The organism is Bradyrhizobium sp. B039 (genome assembly GCF_038965675.1).
In the GTDB taxonomy this organism is placed as follows: Bacteria; Pseudomonadota; Alphaproteobacteria; order Rhizobiales; family Xanthobacteraceae; genus Bradyrhizobium; species Bradyrhizobium diazoefficiens.
In genome coordinates, this window is record NZ_CP152416.1 from 5,625,553 (window position 1) to 5,641,604 (window position 16,052).

Below are 16,052 nucleotides of genomic sequence, written 5' to 3' on the forward strand. Positions count from 1 at the left end.
TCTCACGCGAGGCAGGTATCATGGCGAAGAACAGCGCAAAGGACATCGAGGTCACGGCCTTCGCCACGCATCAAATCATCACGCAGCCCAATCCGCTGCGCAGAGTTCTGCGTCGTGTCGAAGAAAAGGACCTGGACGATCCGGTCAGCCGCGCCGAGCAGGCGCTCGCCGGCCTCGCCGGCGAGTTCAAGGACTGGATGACGACAGAGGTCAACCGCCTGTCCGCCGCCTACGTCGCCATCCGCCATGACGGCTTCACCAAGGACAGGCGCGACGAGCTGTTCCGCGCCGCGCACGACATCAAGGGCGACGCTGCGACATTCGGCTATCCGGCCGCGGCGGGCGTCGCCGAGAGCCTGTGCCGCGTCATCGAGCACGCGCCCGATCTCGAAAGGGTGCCGGCCGAGCTGTTCACGCACCATATCAACGCCATCCTGGCCATCGTGCACGAGAACACCAAGCTCGACAGCATCAGCGTCTCCGCCGAGCTCAGCCGGCGCCTGCGCAAGGTCGCCGACGACTACCTCGCCGACGTCAACCGCGACCGCCCCGAGCACCTTGAGGTGATCCTGGCGCCGAGCATCGTGCCGGCGGAGTAAACACTCTCGCGTCTTGTCATTGCGAGCTCAGCGAAGCAATGACGGGGCCTCAGGCTGCTCCATCGACACGACCAGAACGAAGGATGGGCAAAGCGAAGCGTGCCCACCAATCAACATGAGCTGCGTGGAGAGATGGTGGGCACGGCGCTACGCGCCTTTGCCCACCCTGCGGCGTCTCGTTACGCGGCGATCAGATCGTCGTAAACCGGATCGACCGTGTCGTCCGCGACCAGCTCGTCGCAGAACAGCCTTGCCTCTTCGCGCGCAGACTCGGTGGCGAAGCGGCGGAGCAGGACCATCAGCGGCTCGGTGGCGCCGCGGTCGGTCTCGCAATGGGTGAGCACGCGCTCGACCATGCGCCGGCGCAGCCGCACCGCGCCGTCGTCGCTGTCGACGAAGCCCTGCTCGTGGCAGGCATCGAGCGCCACCTGGAACGCCGCAAACGTCGCCTCGGGAAGCCCGGCGCGGCGGAGCAGCGCGTGCAGGCTGTTGCCGCCGCGGTCGTGCAGCAGCGCGGTGACGCGCGCCAGCGGCAAATCGGCGAGCTCAGCCAGCGCGGCGTCGAACAGGTCGAGATTGCTCGACAGCAGCGCGCGCAGGATCAGGCCCGCGGTCAGCTGGCCGGTGACGCGCAAATGATGCACTAGCCCCTGCATGTCCTCGCCGCGCGAGCGCGCCGCGATGTTGATGGTGGAGCGGTCGCGCGCCTCGATGGTGATGCGGTCGGCGCGATCGGCACTCAGCCAGTTCCGCGCGACGACGAATTGCGCCAGCGTCTCCGAGAGCTTTGCCACCAGCGCCGCGCGCGTTGCGGCCGGCAGATCCTCCAGCACCAGCATCGCCTCGCGGATCGCGGCGAGATGGCCGTGGCGCTCGACGATGCGGTTCCAGGAGAACGGCGCGAGCTCGGCGTGGGAATTCTCGATCAGCTCGAGCGCTGCCGCCGCGCAGCCGACTTCGGCGATCGCGGCGCAGACCGACACCGGCAGCGCGATGCGGCGCGCGACCGCGCACTGCACCTCGTCATCGCCGGTTGCGACGATGTCGACGAGGTCCGCATCGATCAGCAGCGGAGAATGTTCGAGCACGGGCAGCGCAACGGTCGGCTGGTCCGCCGACAGCGCCCGCACGATCGCCGCCGGGGCATCCGTGCTGCGCGCAAAAGCCTCGGCCATCGCCTGCCGCACCAGCGGCGAGGGATCGTCGAGCAGCATCAGAAGCGCGCCTTCGGCGGCGACGCGATCGTCATGGGACAAGTCTGAGATCAGCCAGGCCCGGGCCAGTGCCCGTGTTGCCTCGGCCCGCTCGCCGGCGGGCGCCGTCCTGATCCAATTGATGAACTGCCGAACAATCATGCTGCTTCCGGCTTACACAACAAACGAAAATGGTGACGGCTCGTCACCTGCAACACAAAATAAACCACGACGCTTAACAAAGCGTTCACCATAACTGGCTGGTTTTATTGACGTTTTGTTAAGGGAACCAAGGCGGCCTGTTGACGTGCCCCGGACGCGAAAGGCGAAATGTCAGCTCGAGAACGTGCCGCTGCGATCGCTGAAGAGATCGAGCGGCTGCGGCGGCCGCACATCCGGCGTCGCCGATGCGACCGAGGTCGCGGGCGCGACCGAGGTGAGCGAGGCGTTGTTGCCCCACAATTTCTGCACCGTCGTCGAGACCGGCTGCGTGCTGTCGCCGGGCTGATAGATCGAACGGAATGCCGGCGTGACCGGCGTGTTGTCCGCGACCGTCATCGAGGATGTCGCACCCACCGGCGTCACGCCGCGCGCATCCGGAAAGGTCTGGAGATAAGCGGCGTTGTCGATCACCGGCGTGGTGGGCAGCACGGCATTTGCACTCGCGACCTGCGTCGTCGACGGCGTGCCGCCATACATCGCCATCGCGCTGCGCGTGGTCTTCGAATTTGCCGCGCTCGCGTAGCGCGCGTCCAGCACCGAATAGACTTCGGAGACGCTGCGGGCGCGGCCATCCCTGGCGTAGAAGATCGAACGGTTGGCGGATGCCGCGTTGGGAAACAGCCGCGCGCCGACTGCTTGCGGATTGTCCTCGGCATTGGCGATCAGTTTTGCGGCGCCGCCGACGCCCATGAAATGCGCCATGTAGAGCTCGCTGTCGGACGGCCTGCGGCCGAGCAGACCGGTGAGCTTGAAGCTGTTCGACTGCGTCAGCGCCGCCGCCATGCTCGAGGCAGCCTCCGGGTCGTCGCGCAGCTTCATGATCGACCGCTTCGTCACGGGATCGTCGACGGTGTAGGTTCCCGACGAAGTCCTGGTGATGGCGTCGGCGTAGTTGCCATAGCCGAGCTGGGTCCCCGCCTCCTTCACCGTGCCGAGCCAGGTCTGGTCGATGAACTGGTAAAGCCCGTGCGCGGACGATGTCGTGGCCCCCGCCGTCGGATCGAAATCCGATTCCATCTTTGCGGTGGTCAGCATGTATTGGAAGCTGACGCCACTGACGTTCGAGGCCTGCTTGATCGCACCGGCGACACGCGCCCGCGACGGATCGAGAACCGCCGTCTGAGAGGCACTGGAATTGTCGACCGACATGATGAAGTGCCCGCCCCGCGCGGCGTTGAGCGACGCCGGCAATTCGGCGTCCTGTCGTCTCACCGTGAGACAGGTATGGTTAATGCGGGGTTAATTCGGGGATCGCCCCCCTCCCCGAGTCATTCCGGGGCATCGCGAAGCGATGAGCCCGGAATCGATCCAACCCCGCGTGATGCCGCACGATGGATTCCGGGTTCGTGCTGCGCACGCCCCGGAATGACAGAGGGGCTACTTCTTGTAGACCGCGTCCGGATCGAACAGCCTGTCGGCGTCGACAAAGACCAGTTTCGCTCCCCCGTCCTCGGCCTCGACCTTGCGATAGAAGCAGGACCGGCGGCCGGTGTGGCAGGCCGCGCCGATCTGCTCGACGCGGATCCAGACCGCGTCCTGGTCGCAATCGGTGCGCATCTCGACCATGCGCTGGGTCTGACCCGATGTCTCACCTTTTCGCCACAAGGCATTGCGCGAGCGGCTGAAGTACCAGGCCTCGCCGGTCGCGATCGTCTTGCGCAGCGCCTCGTCGTTCATGTGGGCGACCATGAGCACGTCGCCGGTGGCGACATCGGTCGCCACGCAGGTCACGAGGCCGCTTGCGTCGAAGCGCGGCTGGAAGGATAGCCCTTCCTCGATCTCATGGGAGTGAGCGGACACAGGAACCTCGCCAGTCAACTCGCGAGGTCAGCGCGTGCCTCGCACCAGGGACAGGAAACGGGCCTGCTCCGCCGGATTGTCGCGGAACATGCCGGTAAAGCGGCTGGTGAACGTGGAAGCGCCATGCTTGGCGACGCCGCGCACCGACATGCAGGTATGCTCGGCCTCGATCAGCACGGCAACGCCGCGGGGCTTCAGGACCTCGTCGATGGCCGCGGCAATCTGCGCCGTCAGATGCTCCTGGGTCTGGAGCCTACGGGCGAAGATATCCGTCAGGCGGGCAAGCTTCGACAGGCCGACGACGCGCTCCACCGGCGTATAGGCGATGTGCGCCTTGCCGTAGAACGGCATCATGTGGTGCTCGCACTGCGAGGTGAACTCGATATCGCGCACCAGCACGAAGTCGTCATAGCCGGCGGTCTCGCCAAAGGTGCGGTCGAGCACCTCGGCCGGGCACTGGTGGTAGCCCTGATAGAGCTCGTCGAAGGCCTCGACCACGCGGCGCGGCGTGTCCAAGAGACCCTCGCGCTCGGTGTTCTCGCCGATATAGGCCAGCAGCGTCTTCACCGCCGCTTCCGCCTGCGCGCGCGCGGGGCGCGGCTGGTCGGCGCGGACGGCGGCCGCGAGGAATTCGGCAGGGTCAAGCTCGGCCGGGCGGCTCTCGGGCTGCCGGTCGGAGGGCTTGCTCGGGCGGATGGATTTGATCGTAGCGTCCATATCGACTCCGTTCGACGGCCTTGCGGCCGGAGTGTCACCGGCAGACGGGGCGGCAAGCCGCCGGACGCCTGAAGACTACAGTTTTGGCGAAAAAGGTCCGCAATCTCTGACGTCGCCCGCGTGGTCCTGGATCACCACTGCCGGGCCGCTGGACTGTTTTTCCACCCGTTCCGACCCTATATAGGACCCTGGACGGCGCCCGCCAAGGCCGATCCGGTGCGGAAGTGTTGGACTCCATCACATGCTGAACGACATTTATAACAAGCGGATCATCGAGTTGGCCGGGAATATTCCGCGCCTCGGGCGGCTGTCCGCCCCCGATGCCACCGCGACTGCCCACTCCAAATTGTGCGGCTCGACCGTGAAGGTCGATCTCAAGATGGACGGCGACACCGTCACCGACTTCGCCCATGACGTGAAGGCCTGTGCGCTCGGACAGGCCTCCTCATCCATCATGGCAAGTCACGTCGTCGGCTCGACTGCGAGCGAACTCCGTGAGTTACGCGAAACCGTTCGCAAGATGCTCAAGGAGAACGGCGCGCCTCCTGAAGGCAAATGGGAAGAGATCAAGTTCCTCGAGCCGGTGCGCGACTACAAGGCGCGACATGCCTCGACGCTCCTGACCTTCGATGCCGTCGTCGATGCCATCGGTCAGATCGAGGCCAAGGCGAAGCAGCCGGCAACGGCGCAGGGCTGAACCGCCCGCGTCATTCCGGGGCGTCGCAAAGCGACGATCCCGGAATCCGGAGATTACAGCGCGAGATTCCGGGTTCGCGCTACGCGCGCCCCGGAATGACTGCCAAGATTTAAGATCCTACTTCGGCGAGGCCGCGCTCGGCGTCGCCACCCCACCCGTCGGCACCACGGCTTCCGCCGTCTTGGTCGACTTGGCCGGCTGCTCCGGTTCCACACCGAACCTGGCCTGCGTCTTCGGCGCCAGCTCCGCCATGGCCGGCGCTGTGACGTCCACATGCGGCAGCACGTCGGCCACCAGATCCGTCGTCACGAGATTGGTGAGCTTGAGCTCTCCGGTGTCCAGCTCATGCAGATCTTCCCAGGGCGGGACGCTGAGCGCGAGCGACAAAAGATCGCCGGCGCCGCCCATGTCGAAGGTGTATTTGGCGAGCCGGCCGATGTCGCGTTCCACGATCATCAGGTCCTGCGCGCTGTAGCTCGCCGCCTTGGCATCGTCGGCGCGATCGCCCATCCAGATCTGGTGGACGCGGACATGGGCGGCGTCCGGCACGTAGCGCTTCTTGCCGGCCAGCAGCAGGAACACGCACATGGATTCGCAATAGGCCTCGGGCGCGACCGCCGGACGGGCCGACTGCCCGCCGCGGTTCTGAACGCTGATACCGACCGTGGTCAAAAGCCCGAGATTGCGGAAGCGCCTGCCGAGCGTGATCGCGTCGTTGACGGAACCACCGCTGGAATCGAGCACGACAGTGGCGCCGCCGAGCTGGCGCCCGCGCGAAAATTCCTCGAAATCCTTGGGCGTATCGGCGGTAATGATGCCAACCGCACTGACCCAGCCGCGGCAGTTCGGCTCGCAGGCGACCCAGCTGAACTTCATCGGCAGCTTGCGCTCTTCGAGGGCCGCGCCGGCGTGAGCCTTGGTGCCGGTCGTAGCGACAGCTCCGGTCAGGGCGATGCCGAATGCGGCGGCCCCAAGCACCAACCAGCCGCGACGATCAAGGGAGTTCAGAAGTCTCAATCTGGTTCCTTCCCCAAGCCCCAAAGGTCCCCCAACAATCCCCGGTAGCGCCCTCTGAGTCCATCATACAGGCGTATGTTTCTACACGCGGGCGTCATAAAAATGGTATCCGGGGGAATACAGATCGTCCACAGGTACTTGCTGCACTGCTCCCAAAAAGCACGTAAAATATGGCGCGCAAACAACAGCTTGCTGTTCCCTGCTCGGGAACCGCGCAACACCTCGCTTAACGTCGCAGCAAAGCGCACATGAAGCATTCAGCCTGCGAACATTGCTCCACTCCCCTCGAGGGCGCGCTTCGCCTCCCGCGCAGATTCGGTCGCGCGCTGATCTGGCTCTACCGCCATACACTCTCGCCGCTGGTCGGCTACAACTGCCGGCATTTGCCGACCTGCTCCGTCTACGGCGACGAGGCGATCGAACGTTTCGGGCTCTGGGCGGGTGGCTGGATGACGCTCGCGCGCCTGCTTCGCTGCAATCCGTTCGGCACGTCGGGCATCGACAACGTGCCCCTCGCCGCGCCGCAAGACGCACGCTGGTATCTGCCCTGGCGCTACGGCCGCTGGCACGGCGTCAACGCACCCTAAGTTTGTTGCGGTGCTTTGCGCATCGCTGCCCGGAGTGGAACCGGAACTTTCTCCTCGCGTTGTTTTGATGCTCCCGCGGGAGGAAACAACAATGCGCTGGAAAATCAGCCCTCATCTTCACTTCAGGCTTGGTCCGCATCCCAAATTCAGTCCAAGGGAGCACGATCCAAGAACAATCGATGTGCTCGCCATGGTCGCCCTGCTGGCGCTCGTGCTCGGCTCCGGCTGGTATCTGGCGACGAGCTTGGCCACGCCGCCCAGCAACACGGCGTTCATCGTGCCGAGCCAGAGTGTGCACTGGTAGCTCAGAGATCCAGCACCAGCCGCTCCGCGTCTGATCCGGCGACGCAAACCATGAGATAGCGCTCACGCTCATATGGCGACAGGATGCGGTCGCGGTGCACGGGCTTGCCCTCGATCCATCCGACCTTGCAGGCGCCGCAGATGCCCCCGCAGCAGGAGGTTGCGATGTCGATGCCTCCTTCCTGCAACGCGGCCAGCATGGTCTGGCCGGCGCGGACCTGGATCTCGGCGCCCGAGCGCGCCAGTGACAGCGTGAAGGGCTTTGTGTCGGGATCGATGACCGGCGGCGGCGCGACGAAACGCTCGATATGGACATTGGCGGCTGGCCAGCCCGCGGTGACCCGCTCGAAATCCTCAGTCATGCCTTCCGGCCCGCAACAGGCGACCAGCGTGTCCGCCCCGCCCTCCCCGATGAGCGCAGCGAGATCAGGACGCCCGATCCGGGACGTGCAGTGCACGACGACACGGCCCGCTTCGATCAGTGGCGCGAGATGCGCGGCGAGCGGCACCTCCTCGCGCACGATCAGATGCAGCACGAAGCCGGCATCGCCCGTCTGCACGAGGTGCCGCGCCATCGACAGGAACGGCGTCACGCCGATGCCGCCCGCAATGAACACATGGCGCGCAATGCCTGCACCGGGATCGAGCCCGCCGCGCGGCAGCGAGACGCCGATCACGTCGCCAATACCGACCTCATGAAGCGCGCGCGAACCGCCACGCCCATCAGCCTCACGCTTGACCGCAACAACATAGCGCGCATTGTCGGCGGGCTCGTTGCACAGTGAGTAGGTGCGGACAAGTCCGTTCGGCAGATGCAGGTCGATATGCGCGCCGGGCTTGAAGGGCGGCAGCTCCCAGCGATCGGGATCGGCCAGCGTGAACAGTTTTGTGCCTGCCCCCGCCTCCTCGATGCCGGTGACGATCGTCTTGATCGTCGTGATCGGACGCACCTTCATGCCGCGTTCCGCACGGTATCGCCGACCTTGACGATGCCGGCTTGCAGGATCTTGCAGTTCAGGCCGGAGCGATTGATGAGGGGATCGAAGATCGCCTTGCCGGTGATCTCCTCGATATGCCGGCACGGCACCGACAGCCGGGTTGCTTCCAGCAGGGTTTCCCCGAGCCAGAAGCGGCGGCCGACCAGATGGTTCAGCGGCACGCCTTCGACCGTGACGTTGCGCCGATGCTCCTCCGGGCCAAGCTCGATGCCGGCGTCACGCTTGAGCGCGACCAGCGTCTCGAGCTCGAACAGGGTGACCTGCCGGCCCTCTTCGGGCTTGTGCGAATAAAACCCCTCCTCGTTGCCGATCATGTAGCGGTCGCCCTCGATCCCCCGGCCTGCGACGAGCGTGATCGTTTCCGCTGCGCGCATCGGCAGGAACGCACGCGGGGCGAGATGGAGGAAGCGCACCACGCCGGTCCAGCCGAGCTGCGCTGTCGTCTGCGCCGAGCCGGCGCTGATCGTGTCGAGCATGACAAAATCCTTGTGAGAGGCGTTGGCGCGCCGCGGGATCAGGTCAGTTCCTTGTTCGCCATTTCCGGCGCGAACGTGGTCGCAGTTGCCGTGATGGCCGCGCAGGCGATCAGCAGTAGCGAGACCGGCCAGGTTGCGCCGCCGCTCCAGGCCATCAGCGACGCCGCGATCAGCGGCGTCAACCCGCCGCTCAGGGCCGCGCCGACCTGAAATCCGAGCGAGGCGCCGCTGTAACGCAGCCGCGCGGAGAACAGCTCGGAGTACCAGGGCGCGCCGATGCCGAACATCACCATCTGGCCGAAGGTGATCGCGACCACGATGGTGCAGATGACGACGGCGGGATCGCGGGTGTTGAGCAGCCAGAACAGCGGAAAGGCAAACAGCGCCGAGAACAGGCAGCTCGCATAGAACATCGTCTTGCGGCCGACGAGGTCGGACAGCCAGCCGAACAAGGGAATGGCGAGCAGCGCGACCAGCGATGCGGCGAACGCGCCGTTCAGCACCACCGTGCGCGACAGGCCGAGATTGGCCGTGGCGTAGGACATCACGAACACCCCGCCGATGCTGGCATAGGCGATCTCGGAGATCTTCAGACCAACCGCAGTGAAGAACGGCCTGCGGTGATGCCTGAAGATCTCGACCAGCGGCATGCTTGCGACGTCCTTCTTGGCCTGGACCTGACGGAAGGCCGCGGTCTCTTCCATGTTGAGGCGGATGTAGAGCCCGACGCCGACCAGGAGGATCGAGATCAGGAACGGAATGCGCCAGCCGTAAGCCATGAAGTCGCTTTCCGGCAGGCTCGCCACCAGCGCAAACATGCCGATCGCGGCGAGATTGCCGATGGGATTGCCGACCTGCACCATGCTGCCGAGCAGGCCGCGGCGGTGGGTCGGGCAGTTCTCCACCACCATCAGCACCGCCCCGCCCCACTCGCCGCCGAGGCCGATGCCCTGGAGGAAACGCAGGCCGATCAGGAGCAGCGGCGCGGCGATGCCGATCTGCTGATAGGTCGGAAGCAAGCCGATCAGGAAGGTGCCGATGCCCATCACCATGATCGTGATCGCGAGCATCGCCTTGCGGCCGACCCGGTCGCCGTAATGACCGAAGATCGCAGCGCCCAGCGGCCGCGCCAAAAAGCCGACCGCGTAGGTGCCGAAGGCGGCGATGGTGGCGAGCGTGGGATTGCCGGCCGCGAAGAAGACCTTGTTGAACACCAGCGCGGTCGCCGTGCCGTAGATGAGGAAATCGTACCATTCGACCGCGGTGCCGATCACGCTCGACCACACGATCCGTCGCAAGCTCGCCGCCTCGTCCGGCGCTACGCTCAGGGTTACGTCGTCTGCCACGGTCATCGATCTCTCCAAAAGGTACCGGCGCCTGGGAAAGCAGTTGGTTCTGTCGCGGAGCCCATCGGCAGCCGCGGCGGTAAAATCGATCATGTTTACTAATGGAAATCAACGGCACGGAATGCGGCAAATGCCGCCGATCGCGGCAGAGCGCATCAATTGCACCATTATTCGGCTGATTTTCGCGATATACCAGCTCGCCTGCCCACAATATCCGCGGCGCTGCTCGAAATTTCTGCGCGATAGTTTTCCTTTGGAATACACCTGCACGTCCCCCGGAACTGCCCTGCGCGCGCCACCGGGCTGGCAGTTCGGCAGCATCTGATGCAAAAGAAGCATCAGCAGTTCAGGAGACTCATGCGTGCTTGACGTCAGCAAAGCGACAGCGGTCGGGGCCAATATCCGCCAGGCGCGGATTGCCAAGGGCCTGACGCTGGACCAGCTTGCCAGGCAGAGCGACCTCACGCGCGGCTACATTTCGCTGGTCGAGCGCAACCTCAAGATCCCTTCGCTCGCCGCGCTGCTGCGGATGGCCGCCGCCCTCGAGGTCAACGTCGCGAACTTCTTCGACCCGAACGCCGAGCCCGCGCCGCGCTACACGCTGTTCCGCCGCGAAGGCGGCAATGTCCCGCTGTTCCAGGACACCTTTGGCGTGGTGCCGCTGGCAACCGGCCGCACCCGCAAGATGATGGAGCCGTTCCTCCTCAGCCCGCCGCACAAATCGGCGACGCGCGCCTCGCATGCCGGCGAGGAGCTGCTCTTCGTGATCAACGGGAAAATTGCGATCAAGCTCGACGGCGAAGAGCTCGTCCTCGGCAAGGGCGATTGTCTGTATTTTTCGGGCGAGACGCCGCACGAGGTCCGGAGCCTCGGCCGGCAGAAGGCGGAGGTTCTGGTCGTTGTCGCCCAGAACGCGACGACGTAACCCCGGACTTCGGCAAATAGCCTAGCGGAACCAGAAGAAACGCCCGGACGGCGGGACGGATTCGGGCGGACGCGGCCGCTTCGGGCGCGGTGGCTTTGGCGTCGGTTCAGCGGACGAGGTGGTCTCCGCCCCCGGCGCGGTGTCGCTTCCCGGCACCTTCACCGACAGCAGCAGATTCGATTCATGCGTGCGCCAGCGATAACCGACGCCGAAATCGATCGGCTGGGCGCGCGCGAACAGTTCGGCATAGCGCTCCTGGTAACGGCCGGGGAATTCGGCGATCGGTCCGAGGTAGCGGCCGAACGGGAAGAACCGCCATTGCCGCGCATTGTAGTTCGCGAGCGGAATGCCGGAATCGTCCTGGATGATGGTGGCGCTGTTGGCCAGTAGCCAGTCGCGGACGACGGTGAAGTTGCCGGAGTGCAAGAGATAGGACGCGCTCTTGAGCAGGCTGTTGCCGGGCCCGAGCGTCTCGCAGAACTTCAGGAACCCGGCCGCGCGCGCGCCGGGATTGGAGAGATCGGTCGAGAAATAATACAGCGTGCGCACTTCGCCATCGCTGCCGGCGAAGGTGATGCGGACGCCGCGCGTCGCGTTCGGTCCCGGATTGTCGTTGCCCGCGTGAATCCCGCCCTTGTCGTCGAGCGCAATCATCTCGACGTTGCGGATGGTCTTGCCGGAGCGGGCGAGGAAGACATAGAGGATCGGCAAGGTGCCGTTGACCTGGTTGGCGTGCAGGTCGACCTTCATCTGCTTGGTGATGAAGAAGGAGAAGCTCAGGATCGAGCCGAGCGAGCGTTCGACATTGTAGAGCGCGGCGCCGACCGAGCCGCGCGGCACCCGCGTCAGGTCGGGCACGGCGCCAACCGGCTCCAGCGCACCGAGCACGTAGGTGCTGGCCTTGGAATAGAAGGCGTCGGCGTAGAGGAAGTCCGGGCCGCTGAACATGTAGAACATGGTCGGCCTGGGCGCGGCCAGGTTGACGTCGGACCAGGTGCGGATCTTCGAGAGTTGCCGCTGCTCGAGCTGGGCAAAGGCGCCGTCGAAGAATTTTGCGTGATGCTGCCAGGACGGGTCTCTGGTCAGCGCCACCAGCGGCGAGTCCGCCGATGGCTGCATGCCCGCAAGGAAACGCGCGGTGTCGTCGAAGGTGACGTCGGCGGCCCGCACGGACGAGACGGCCGCAGCCAGGAGGGCAACAGCGACGGCCGCAATTCTCAAGGGTCGAAACATGTCTATTCGCGATTGTGTGACGTGCCAGCGGCGACCGGCCGCCTGCGGAAAACAGCATAAATCAACAGGCCCGAGAGCATGACGAGCATCCCCGACAGCGACTGCACCGGCCGCTCGGTCAAGAGGTAGTACATCATGAACGCGGTCACGAGCAGGAAAACGAGGGGGGTGAAGGGGTATCCCCAGGCGCGATAGGGCCGCGGCAGGTCAGGATCGGTGATGCGCAGCTTGATCACGCCGGCGACCGTGAAGAACGAGCAGAACAAGAGCGCGAACTGGATGAAGTCGAGCACCGCCTCGAAACTGCGCGTGAACAGCAGCAGGGTCGCGACCGCGAGCTGAAACAGGATGGCATAGGCCGGCGCGCCGCTCGTCGACTTGCGCGAGAACACGCGCAGCGCCGGAATGTCCTCCCCCATCGTCATCATCACGCGCGGACCGATCCACATCATCGCGCTGATCGAGGAGATCAGGCCGACGCAGATCATGGCGCCGACGATCCGGCCGCCTAGGCTGCCGAAGATGGCGCTGCCGGCGACACTGGCGACATCGAGCTGGCCGGCGAGCGCGCCGACCGGCGTGGAGTAGAGAAACACCGCATTCAATGAGACATACAGCACGAGCACGATCAGCGTGCCCGCGAGCAGCGCGCGCGGCAGGTTCTGCTGCGGCATGTTCATCTCGCCGATGATATAGGTCGCCGCATTCCAGCCCGAGAACGAGTACATCACGAAGACGAGGCCGATCGCGAAGGGCGCGCTGACGATATGCGCGAGGTCGCCCGGCTGCGGCGTGAAGGCGATCGGCTGCGGCACGCCGATGATGAAGCCGGCGACCAGGAAGGCGACGATCAGCACGACCTTCAGGATGGTCGAGATCAGCTGGAAGGTCGAGGAGTGCCTGACGCCGGTCAGTTGCACGAGCGAGACCAGCCACACCACGCCGATGGCGAGCGGGATCGGCGGCAGGTCGGGGACGACCGACTTGGCATATTCGCCGAAGGCCATCGCGGCGAGTGCAACCGGCGCGGCAAAGCCGACCGTCGCCGAGACCCAGCCGGCGAGAAAGCCGAAGGCGGGATGATAGGCACGGCCGAGGAAATTGTATTCGCCGCTCGAGCGCGGAAACATCGCGCCGAGCTCGCTGTAGGAGAACACCCCGCACAGTGCGACGATGCCGCCGACGCTCCACAGCAGCAGGATCGAGAAGCCGGACGGGATGTCCTTGACCTGGAAGCCGAGGCTGGTGAAGACGCCGACCCCGATCATGTCGGCAACGACGATGGCGGTTGCGACCAGAACGGAGACACCCGCCCCTCTTCCGGTCAACCGGCCAGTCCAGGGCGCAGTACCCGCATCTGATGCCGTCATCGGGGTCCTTAACCTCAGGCCTCACGTCTCGTGGGAAGCATCGTGCAGTTTGATCCAGTCAATTCAAGCAGGGTTAACAAGGGTTAAATGAGGCAAGGGAAATAGGTATCAAAGCACCTTCTTAGCACGGTCCTAGGCGATAAAGCTGCGCAAACACCGGAGAATCCCGTTTCCGATCCCCACAATCACGACACGATTGCGTGGTCCTTTTGAGCGTTCCGGATGTGGGGAAGTTTCTCCGGACACTTAACGTCACCTAAACGCCAGTCGGCTCAATTATCTCAAGATTGCCGCTGGGCTTGTGGTCATGACTTGGGGTCATGGGTGGATGGTCGGGGCCGTTCCGAAAACGAGAGCTGACATTCGTGCCGATCGGACGCCGTCCGATCGGCGCGGTCGTGCGCTCCGGATCGGCCTGATCTCAGCCTTGGTGCCGCTGTCGCTCACGCTGGTTCAATGCGGCCAAGCGCCGAATCCGACGGCGCTCGCAGCCAACTCGCAGGCCAATGTCCAGGTCGTCGCCAAGACCAATCCGCAAGTTGCGAGCGGCGACACGTTCGAGGATCGCTTCCCTGCCCCGCAGTTCAAGGAGCGCTTTCCCTCGGTGGGCGAGAGCTTCCTGCAACGGCAGATGTCGGACTTCTCGCCCAAGCGCGCCGTACAGCAGCAGCCGCAGCCGGAGCAGGCACCCTACAAGGTCGCTTCGCTCGCACCGCAGGCGCCCTACCAGCGTCCGCCCCGCGAAGACCTGACGACGCTCGTCAGCATGAAGTCGTCGGCCTTCCCCTATTTCGGCAACAACCCTGCCTCCGACGCGCCGTTCCTCAACATCTCCAAGGGTGACCGCCGCGGCCACCGCAGCTATTCGGGGCGCGTCTACTGGCAGGACGAGACCTACAGCGACAGCCGCGTGCTGGTGCACGTGCCCGAGCATTTCGACGCCCGCAAGCCGGGCGTGATCGTGGTGTTCTTCCACGGCAATGGCGCGACGCTCGAGCGCGATGTGCGCGACCGGCAGCTGGTGCCGCAGCAGATTACCGATTCCGGCGCCAATGCCATCCTGCTTGCGCCGCAGATGGCCGTCGACGCCGCCGATTCCAGCGCCGGAAAATTCTGGCAGGCGGGCGGCCTCAAGCGCTTCATGGATGAATCGGCCAGCCACCTCGCCCGCCTCACCAGCGATCCCAACAGCGCGCGCGCGTTCGCCAACATGCCGATCGTCATCGTCGGCTATAGCGGCGGCTTCCTGCCGACGGCCTGGAGCCTCGAGGTCGGCGGCATCAGCGACCGCGTTCGCGGCGTCGTGCTGCTCGACGCCGTCTATGGCGAAATGGACAAGTTCGCCTCCTGGATCGCGAGCCACCGCTCGGGCTTCTTCGTCAGCTCGTACACTCACTACACGGCGCGGCGCGACCGCGAGCTGATGAGTATGCTCAGGCAGAAGGGCATCAACGTCTCCGAGGACATGGACGGCCCGTTGCGTCCCGGCAGCGTGGTGTTCGTCGAAACCGGCGACGGCATCACCCATCGCGACTACGTGAACCGCGCGTGGACGCAGTATCCGCTCAAGGACGTGCTGGTGAAGATGTCGGCGACACCGGCGCTGGCGCTGACGCGCGTGGCGGCGACCACTCCATCGGCATCGAACCGATAGTCCCGATATTGCGCCAGCCGGTATTTCCGTGCGCTGCCTGCAATTCTCTCAAGCCATGATCAAAATGTGATGTTGATGGCCGACATCCCCGTGAGCCACCGGATTGTTTCCGCTGGCAACGATCATAGTTTGCCGGCCAAGTTGGATTTGGAATTTCTGCGGGGACAGGTCGTGCGTCAGGGACTGTACAAGGTCGACTTCCACACGGTTCACGGAACCGGGTGCGGTGTCGTCTATGTGGTGGATGGCAAAATGCGCGGCGGCAATTCCGCCTTCGCCTTCATGGGCACCTATACGGGCGAAGGCGACGCGATCAAGGTCAAGATCTCGACCCAGCGCTACAACGACGACCCGTCCTTCAAGGGGCTGTTCGGCATCGACCGGATCACGCTGACGCTCACCGGCCGCGAGGACGGCGACGCGGCGGAATTCGAAGGCAACGCGCTGCAAGCGCCGGGCGTTGCCTTCAGGGCTGTGCTGAGCCGGATCAGCGACTAGCCGTCCGGCGTCTTGACCTTAGGTCTTGGGCAGCTTCGGAATGCTCTCGGCAAAACCGTTGAAGCAGGCCAGCCGCTCGTCCTCTTCCTTGAAGAAACGGCAATCGGCGTAGCCCTTGGCCTTCGCCGGCTTCGGCTTCGGCGCCGGCGGGATCACCGCGTCGTAGCAATTGAGGCGGTCCTTGGTGCCGTCATCGAGATCGAGGCAGGCCTGGAGCCGTGCGGCGATCGATTGCGGCTTGCCCTTCGGCGCTGCGGCCGGCTTGGCCGCTGCCTCCTTGGTCCCCGCTTTGGTCCCCTTGGGCTTGACCTGCACCAAGGGCTTGTCCCCCACCATCGGTGGCTTGTCGGCTTGCGCAAACGCGGAGGCTGAATAGAGCACCGCGGCAACCGCCAGAATCATCCTCATCTCAGTCAA

Annotated in this window: 19 protein-coding genes; 8 read left to right on the plus strand and 11 right to left on the minus strand. The window is 64.9% G+C overall.

What is annotated here, in order from left to right:
* The first annotated feature begins 20 nt into the window (after positions 1 to 20).
* A complete protein-coding gene (locus AAFG50_RS26630) occupies positions 21 to 599 on the plus strand; it encodes an Hpt domain-containing protein (protein ID WP_011088266.1) in 579 nt (192 codons plus the stop codon).
* A gap of 179 nt (positions 600 to 778) precedes the next feature.
* On the opposite strand, the gene AAFG50_RS26635 is transcribed toward AAFG50_RS26630, so the two are convergent.
* The 4 genes from AAFG50_RS26635 to folE form a co-directional block, all read right to left on the minus strand.
* The gene (locus tag AAFG50_RS26635) at positions 779 to 1,954 is read right to left on the minus strand and encodes a DUF2336 domain-containing protein (RefSeq protein ID WP_028175877.1); all 1,176 of its coding nucleotides are present in this window, start codon (positions 1,952 to 1,954) and stop codon (positions 779 to 781) included.
* Positions 1,955 to 2,125: 171 nt separating this feature from the next.
* Complete coding sequence (locus tag AAFG50_RS26640; RefSeq protein WP_028175876.1) at positions 2,126 to 3,205, minus strand: transglycosylase; 1,080 nt, start codon at positions 3,203 to 3,205, stop codon at positions 2,126 to 2,128.
* 186 nt (positions 3,206 to 3,391) lie between these two features.
* The gene (gene hisI, locus AAFG50_RS26645; RefSeq protein WP_028175875.1) at positions 3,392 to 3,814 is read right to left on the minus strand and encodes a phosphoribosyl-AMP cyclohydrolase; all 423 of its coding nucleotides are present in this window, start codon (positions 3,812 to 3,814) and stop codon (positions 3,392 to 3,394) included.
* Between the two features lie 27 nt (positions 3,815 to 3,841).
* Positions 3,842 to 4,531, minus strand: a complete 690-nt coding sequence (folE, locus tag AAFG50_RS26650; RefSeq protein WP_011088270.1) for a GTP cyclohydrolase I FolE — start codon at positions 4,529 to 4,531, stop codon at positions 3,842 to 3,844.
* 241 nt (positions 4,532 to 4,772) lie between these two features.
* Between folE and AAFG50_RS26655 the strand changes: the two genes are divergently transcribed.
* Complete coding sequence (locus AAFG50_RS26655; RefSeq protein WP_011088271.1) at positions 4,773 to 5,228, plus strand: iron-sulfur cluster assembly scaffold protein; 456 nt, start codon at positions 4,773 to 4,775, stop codon at positions 5,226 to 5,228.
* 117 nt (positions 5,229 to 5,345) lie between these two features.
* Here AAFG50_RS26655 and AAFG50_RS26660 read toward each other — a convergent pair whose 3' ends face one another.
* Positions 5,346 to 6,245, minus strand: coding sequence for a hypothetical protein (locus AAFG50_RS26660; protein WP_028175874.1), 900 nt, complete (start codon positions 6,243 to 6,245; stop codon positions 5,346 to 5,348).
* Between the two features lie 248 nt (positions 6,246 to 6,493).
* On the opposite strand from AAFG50_RS26660, the gene yidD reads away from it, so the two are divergent.
* Together yidD and AAFG50_RS26670 are read left to right on the plus strand one after the other, a co-directional pair.
* A complete protein-coding gene (gene yidD, locus AAFG50_RS26665; protein WP_028175873.1) occupies positions 6,494 to 6,832 on the plus strand; it encodes a membrane protein insertion efficiency factor YidD in 339 nt (112 codons plus the stop codon).
* A 91-nt stretch (positions 6,833 to 6,923) separates the two neighbouring features.
* Positions 6,924 to 7,136, plus strand: coding sequence for a hypothetical protein (locus AAFG50_RS26670; protein WP_028175872.1), 213 nt, complete (start codon positions 6,924 to 6,926; stop codon positions 7,134 to 7,136).
* A gap of 1 nt (position 7,137) precedes the next feature.
* Here the strand turns inward: AAFG50_RS26670 and AAFG50_RS26675 are convergent, their stop codons facing one another.
* From AAFG50_RS26675 to AAFG50_RS26685, 3 genes are read right to left on the minus strand one after another with little or no spacing between them, the layout of a single operon-like run.
* Positions 7,138 to 8,091 (minus strand): PDR/VanB family oxidoreductase, encoded by a 954-nt coding sequence (locus AAFG50_RS26675; RefSeq protein WP_028175871.1) that lies wholly within the window; start codon positions 8,089 to 8,091, stop codon positions 7,138 to 7,140.
* On the minus strand, positions 8,088 to 8,609 hold the full coding sequence (locus AAFG50_RS26680) for an MOSC domain-containing protein (protein ID WP_028175870.1): 522 nt from the start codon (positions 8,607 to 8,609) through the stop codon (positions 8,088 to 8,090). The genes AAFG50_RS26675 and AAFG50_RS26680 overlap by 4 nt, the downstream gene beginning before the upstream one ends.
* A gap of 38 nt (positions 8,610 to 8,647) precedes the next feature.
* A complete protein-coding gene (locus tag AAFG50_RS26685; protein WP_011088277.1) occupies positions 8,648 to 9,961 on the minus strand; it encodes an MFS transporter in 1,314 nt (437 codons plus the stop codon).
* 124 nt (positions 9,962 to 10,085) lie between these two features.
* On the opposite strand from AAFG50_RS26685, the gene AAFG50_RS26690 reads away from it, so the two are divergent.
* Together AAFG50_RS26690 and AAFG50_RS26695 are read left to right on the plus strand one after the other, a co-directional pair.
* Positions 10,086 to 10,280, plus strand: a complete 195-nt coding sequence (locus AAFG50_RS26690) for a hypothetical protein (RefSeq protein ID WP_028175869.1) — start codon at positions 10,086 to 10,088, stop codon at positions 10,278 to 10,280.
* Between the two features lie 36 nt (positions 10,281 to 10,316).
* Positions 10,317 to 10,880: an XRE family transcriptional regulator gene (locus AAFG50_RS26695; RefSeq protein WP_011088278.1), complete on the plus strand. Its 564-nt coding sequence runs from the start codon at positions 10,317 to 10,319 to the stop codon at positions 10,878 to 10,880.
* Positions 10,881 to 10,901: 21 nt separating this feature from the next.
* On the opposite strand, the gene AAFG50_RS26700 is transcribed toward AAFG50_RS26695, so the two are convergent.
* Together AAFG50_RS26700 and AAFG50_RS26705 are read right to left on the minus strand one after the other, a co-directional pair.
* Positions 10,902 to 12,113 carry a hypothetical protein gene (locus AAFG50_RS26700; RefSeq protein ID WP_271551821.1) on the minus strand — a complete coding sequence of 404 codons (1,212 nt, stop codon included), beginning with the start codon at positions 12,111 to 12,113 and terminating at the stop codon, positions 10,902 to 10,904.
* Positions 12,114 to 12,115: 2 nt separating this feature from the next.
* Positions 12,116 to 13,483 (minus strand): amino acid permease, encoded by a 1,368-nt coding sequence (locus AAFG50_RS26705; RefSeq protein WP_028175867.1) that lies wholly within the window; start codon positions 13,481 to 13,483, stop codon positions 12,116 to 12,118.
* 328 nt (positions 13,484 to 13,811) lie between these two features.
* Between AAFG50_RS26705 and AAFG50_RS26710 the strand changes: the two genes are divergently transcribed.
* Both AAFG50_RS26710 and AAFG50_RS26715 read left to right on the plus strand, forming a co-directional pair.
* A complete protein-coding gene (locus tag AAFG50_RS26710; protein ID WP_028175866.1) occupies positions 13,812 to 15,137 on the plus strand; it encodes an alpha/beta hydrolase in 1,326 nt (441 codons plus the stop codon).
* A 75-nt stretch (positions 15,138 to 15,212) separates the two neighbouring features.
* The gene (locus tag AAFG50_RS26715; protein ID WP_231166515.1) at positions 15,213 to 15,635 is read left to right on the plus strand and encodes a GrlR family regulatory protein; all 423 of its coding nucleotides are present in this window, start codon (positions 15,213 to 15,215) and stop codon (positions 15,633 to 15,635) included.
* 18 nt (positions 15,636 to 15,653) lie between these two features.
* Here the strand turns inward: AAFG50_RS26715 and AAFG50_RS26720 are convergent, their stop codons facing one another.
* Positions 15,654 to 16,043, minus strand: a complete 390-nt coding sequence (locus AAFG50_RS26720) for a hypothetical protein (protein WP_011088283.1) — start codon at positions 16,041 to 16,043, stop codon at positions 15,654 to 15,656.
* Positions 16,044 to 16,052 lie beyond the last annotated feature (9 nt).

What these genes read in the sequence shown, in the direction of transcription:
- AAFG50_RS26630 (WP_011088266.1), top strand. Translation starts at nt 21, where the DNA reads ATGGCGAAGAACAGCGCAAAGGACATCGAGGTCACGGCCTTCGCCACG.
- AAFG50_RS26635 (WP_028175877.1), bottom strand. Translation starts at nt 1,954, where the DNA reads ATGATTGTTCGGCAGTTCATCAATTGGATCAGGACGGCGCCCGCCGGC.
- folE (WP_011088270.1), bottom strand. Translation starts at nt 4,531, where the DNA reads ATGGACGCTACGATCAAATCCATCCGCCCGAGCAAGCCCTCCGACCGG.
- AAFG50_RS26655 (WP_011088271.1), top strand. Translation starts at nt 4,773, where the DNA reads ATGCTGAACGACATTTATAACAAGCGGATCATCGAGTTGGCCGGGAAT.
- yidD (WP_028175873.1), top strand. Translation starts at nt 6,494, where the DNA reads ATGAAGCATTCAGCCTGCGAACATTGCTCCACTCCCCTCGAGGGCGCG.
- AAFG50_RS26670 (WP_028175872.1), top strand. Translation starts at nt 6,924, where the DNA reads ATGCGCTGGAAAATCAGCCCTCATCTTCACTTCAGGCTTGGTCCGCAT.
- AAFG50_RS26675 (WP_028175871.1), bottom strand. Translation starts at nt 8,091, where the DNA reads ATGAAGGTGCGTCCGATCACGACGATCAAGACGATCGTCACCGGCATC.
- AAFG50_RS26680 (WP_028175870.1), bottom strand. Translation starts at nt 8,609, where the DNA reads ATGCTCGACACGATCAGCGCCGGCTCGGCGCAGACGACAGCGCAGCTC.
- AAFG50_RS26685 (WP_011088277.1), bottom strand. Translation starts at nt 9,961, where the DNA reads ATGACCGTGGCAGACGACGTAACCCTGAGCGTAGCGCCGGACGAGGCG.
- AAFG50_RS26690 (WP_028175869.1), top strand. Translation starts at nt 10,086, where the DNA reads ATGCCGCCGATCGCGGCAGAGCGCATCAATTGCACCATTATTCGGCTG.
- AAFG50_RS26700 (WP_271551821.1), bottom strand. Translation starts at nt 12,113, where the DNA reads ATGTTTCGACCCTTGAGAATTGCGGCCGTCGCTGTTGCCCTCCTGGCT.
- AAFG50_RS26705 (WP_028175867.1), bottom strand. Translation starts at nt 13,483, where the DNA reads ATGACGGCATCAGATGCGGGTACTGCGCCCTGGACTGGCCGGTTGACC.
- AAFG50_RS26710 (WP_028175866.1), top strand. Translation starts at nt 13,812, where the DNA reads ATGGTCGGGGCCGTTCCGAAAACGAGAGCTGACATTCGTGCCGATCGG.
- AAFG50_RS26715 (WP_231166515.1), top strand. Translation starts at nt 15,213, where the DNA reads ATGGCCGACATCCCCGTGAGCCACCGGATTGTTTCCGCTGGCAACGAT.
- AAFG50_RS26720 (WP_011088283.1), bottom strand. Translation starts at nt 16,043, where the DNA reads ATGAGGATGATTCTGGCGGTTGCCGCGGTGCTCTATTCAGCCTCCGCG.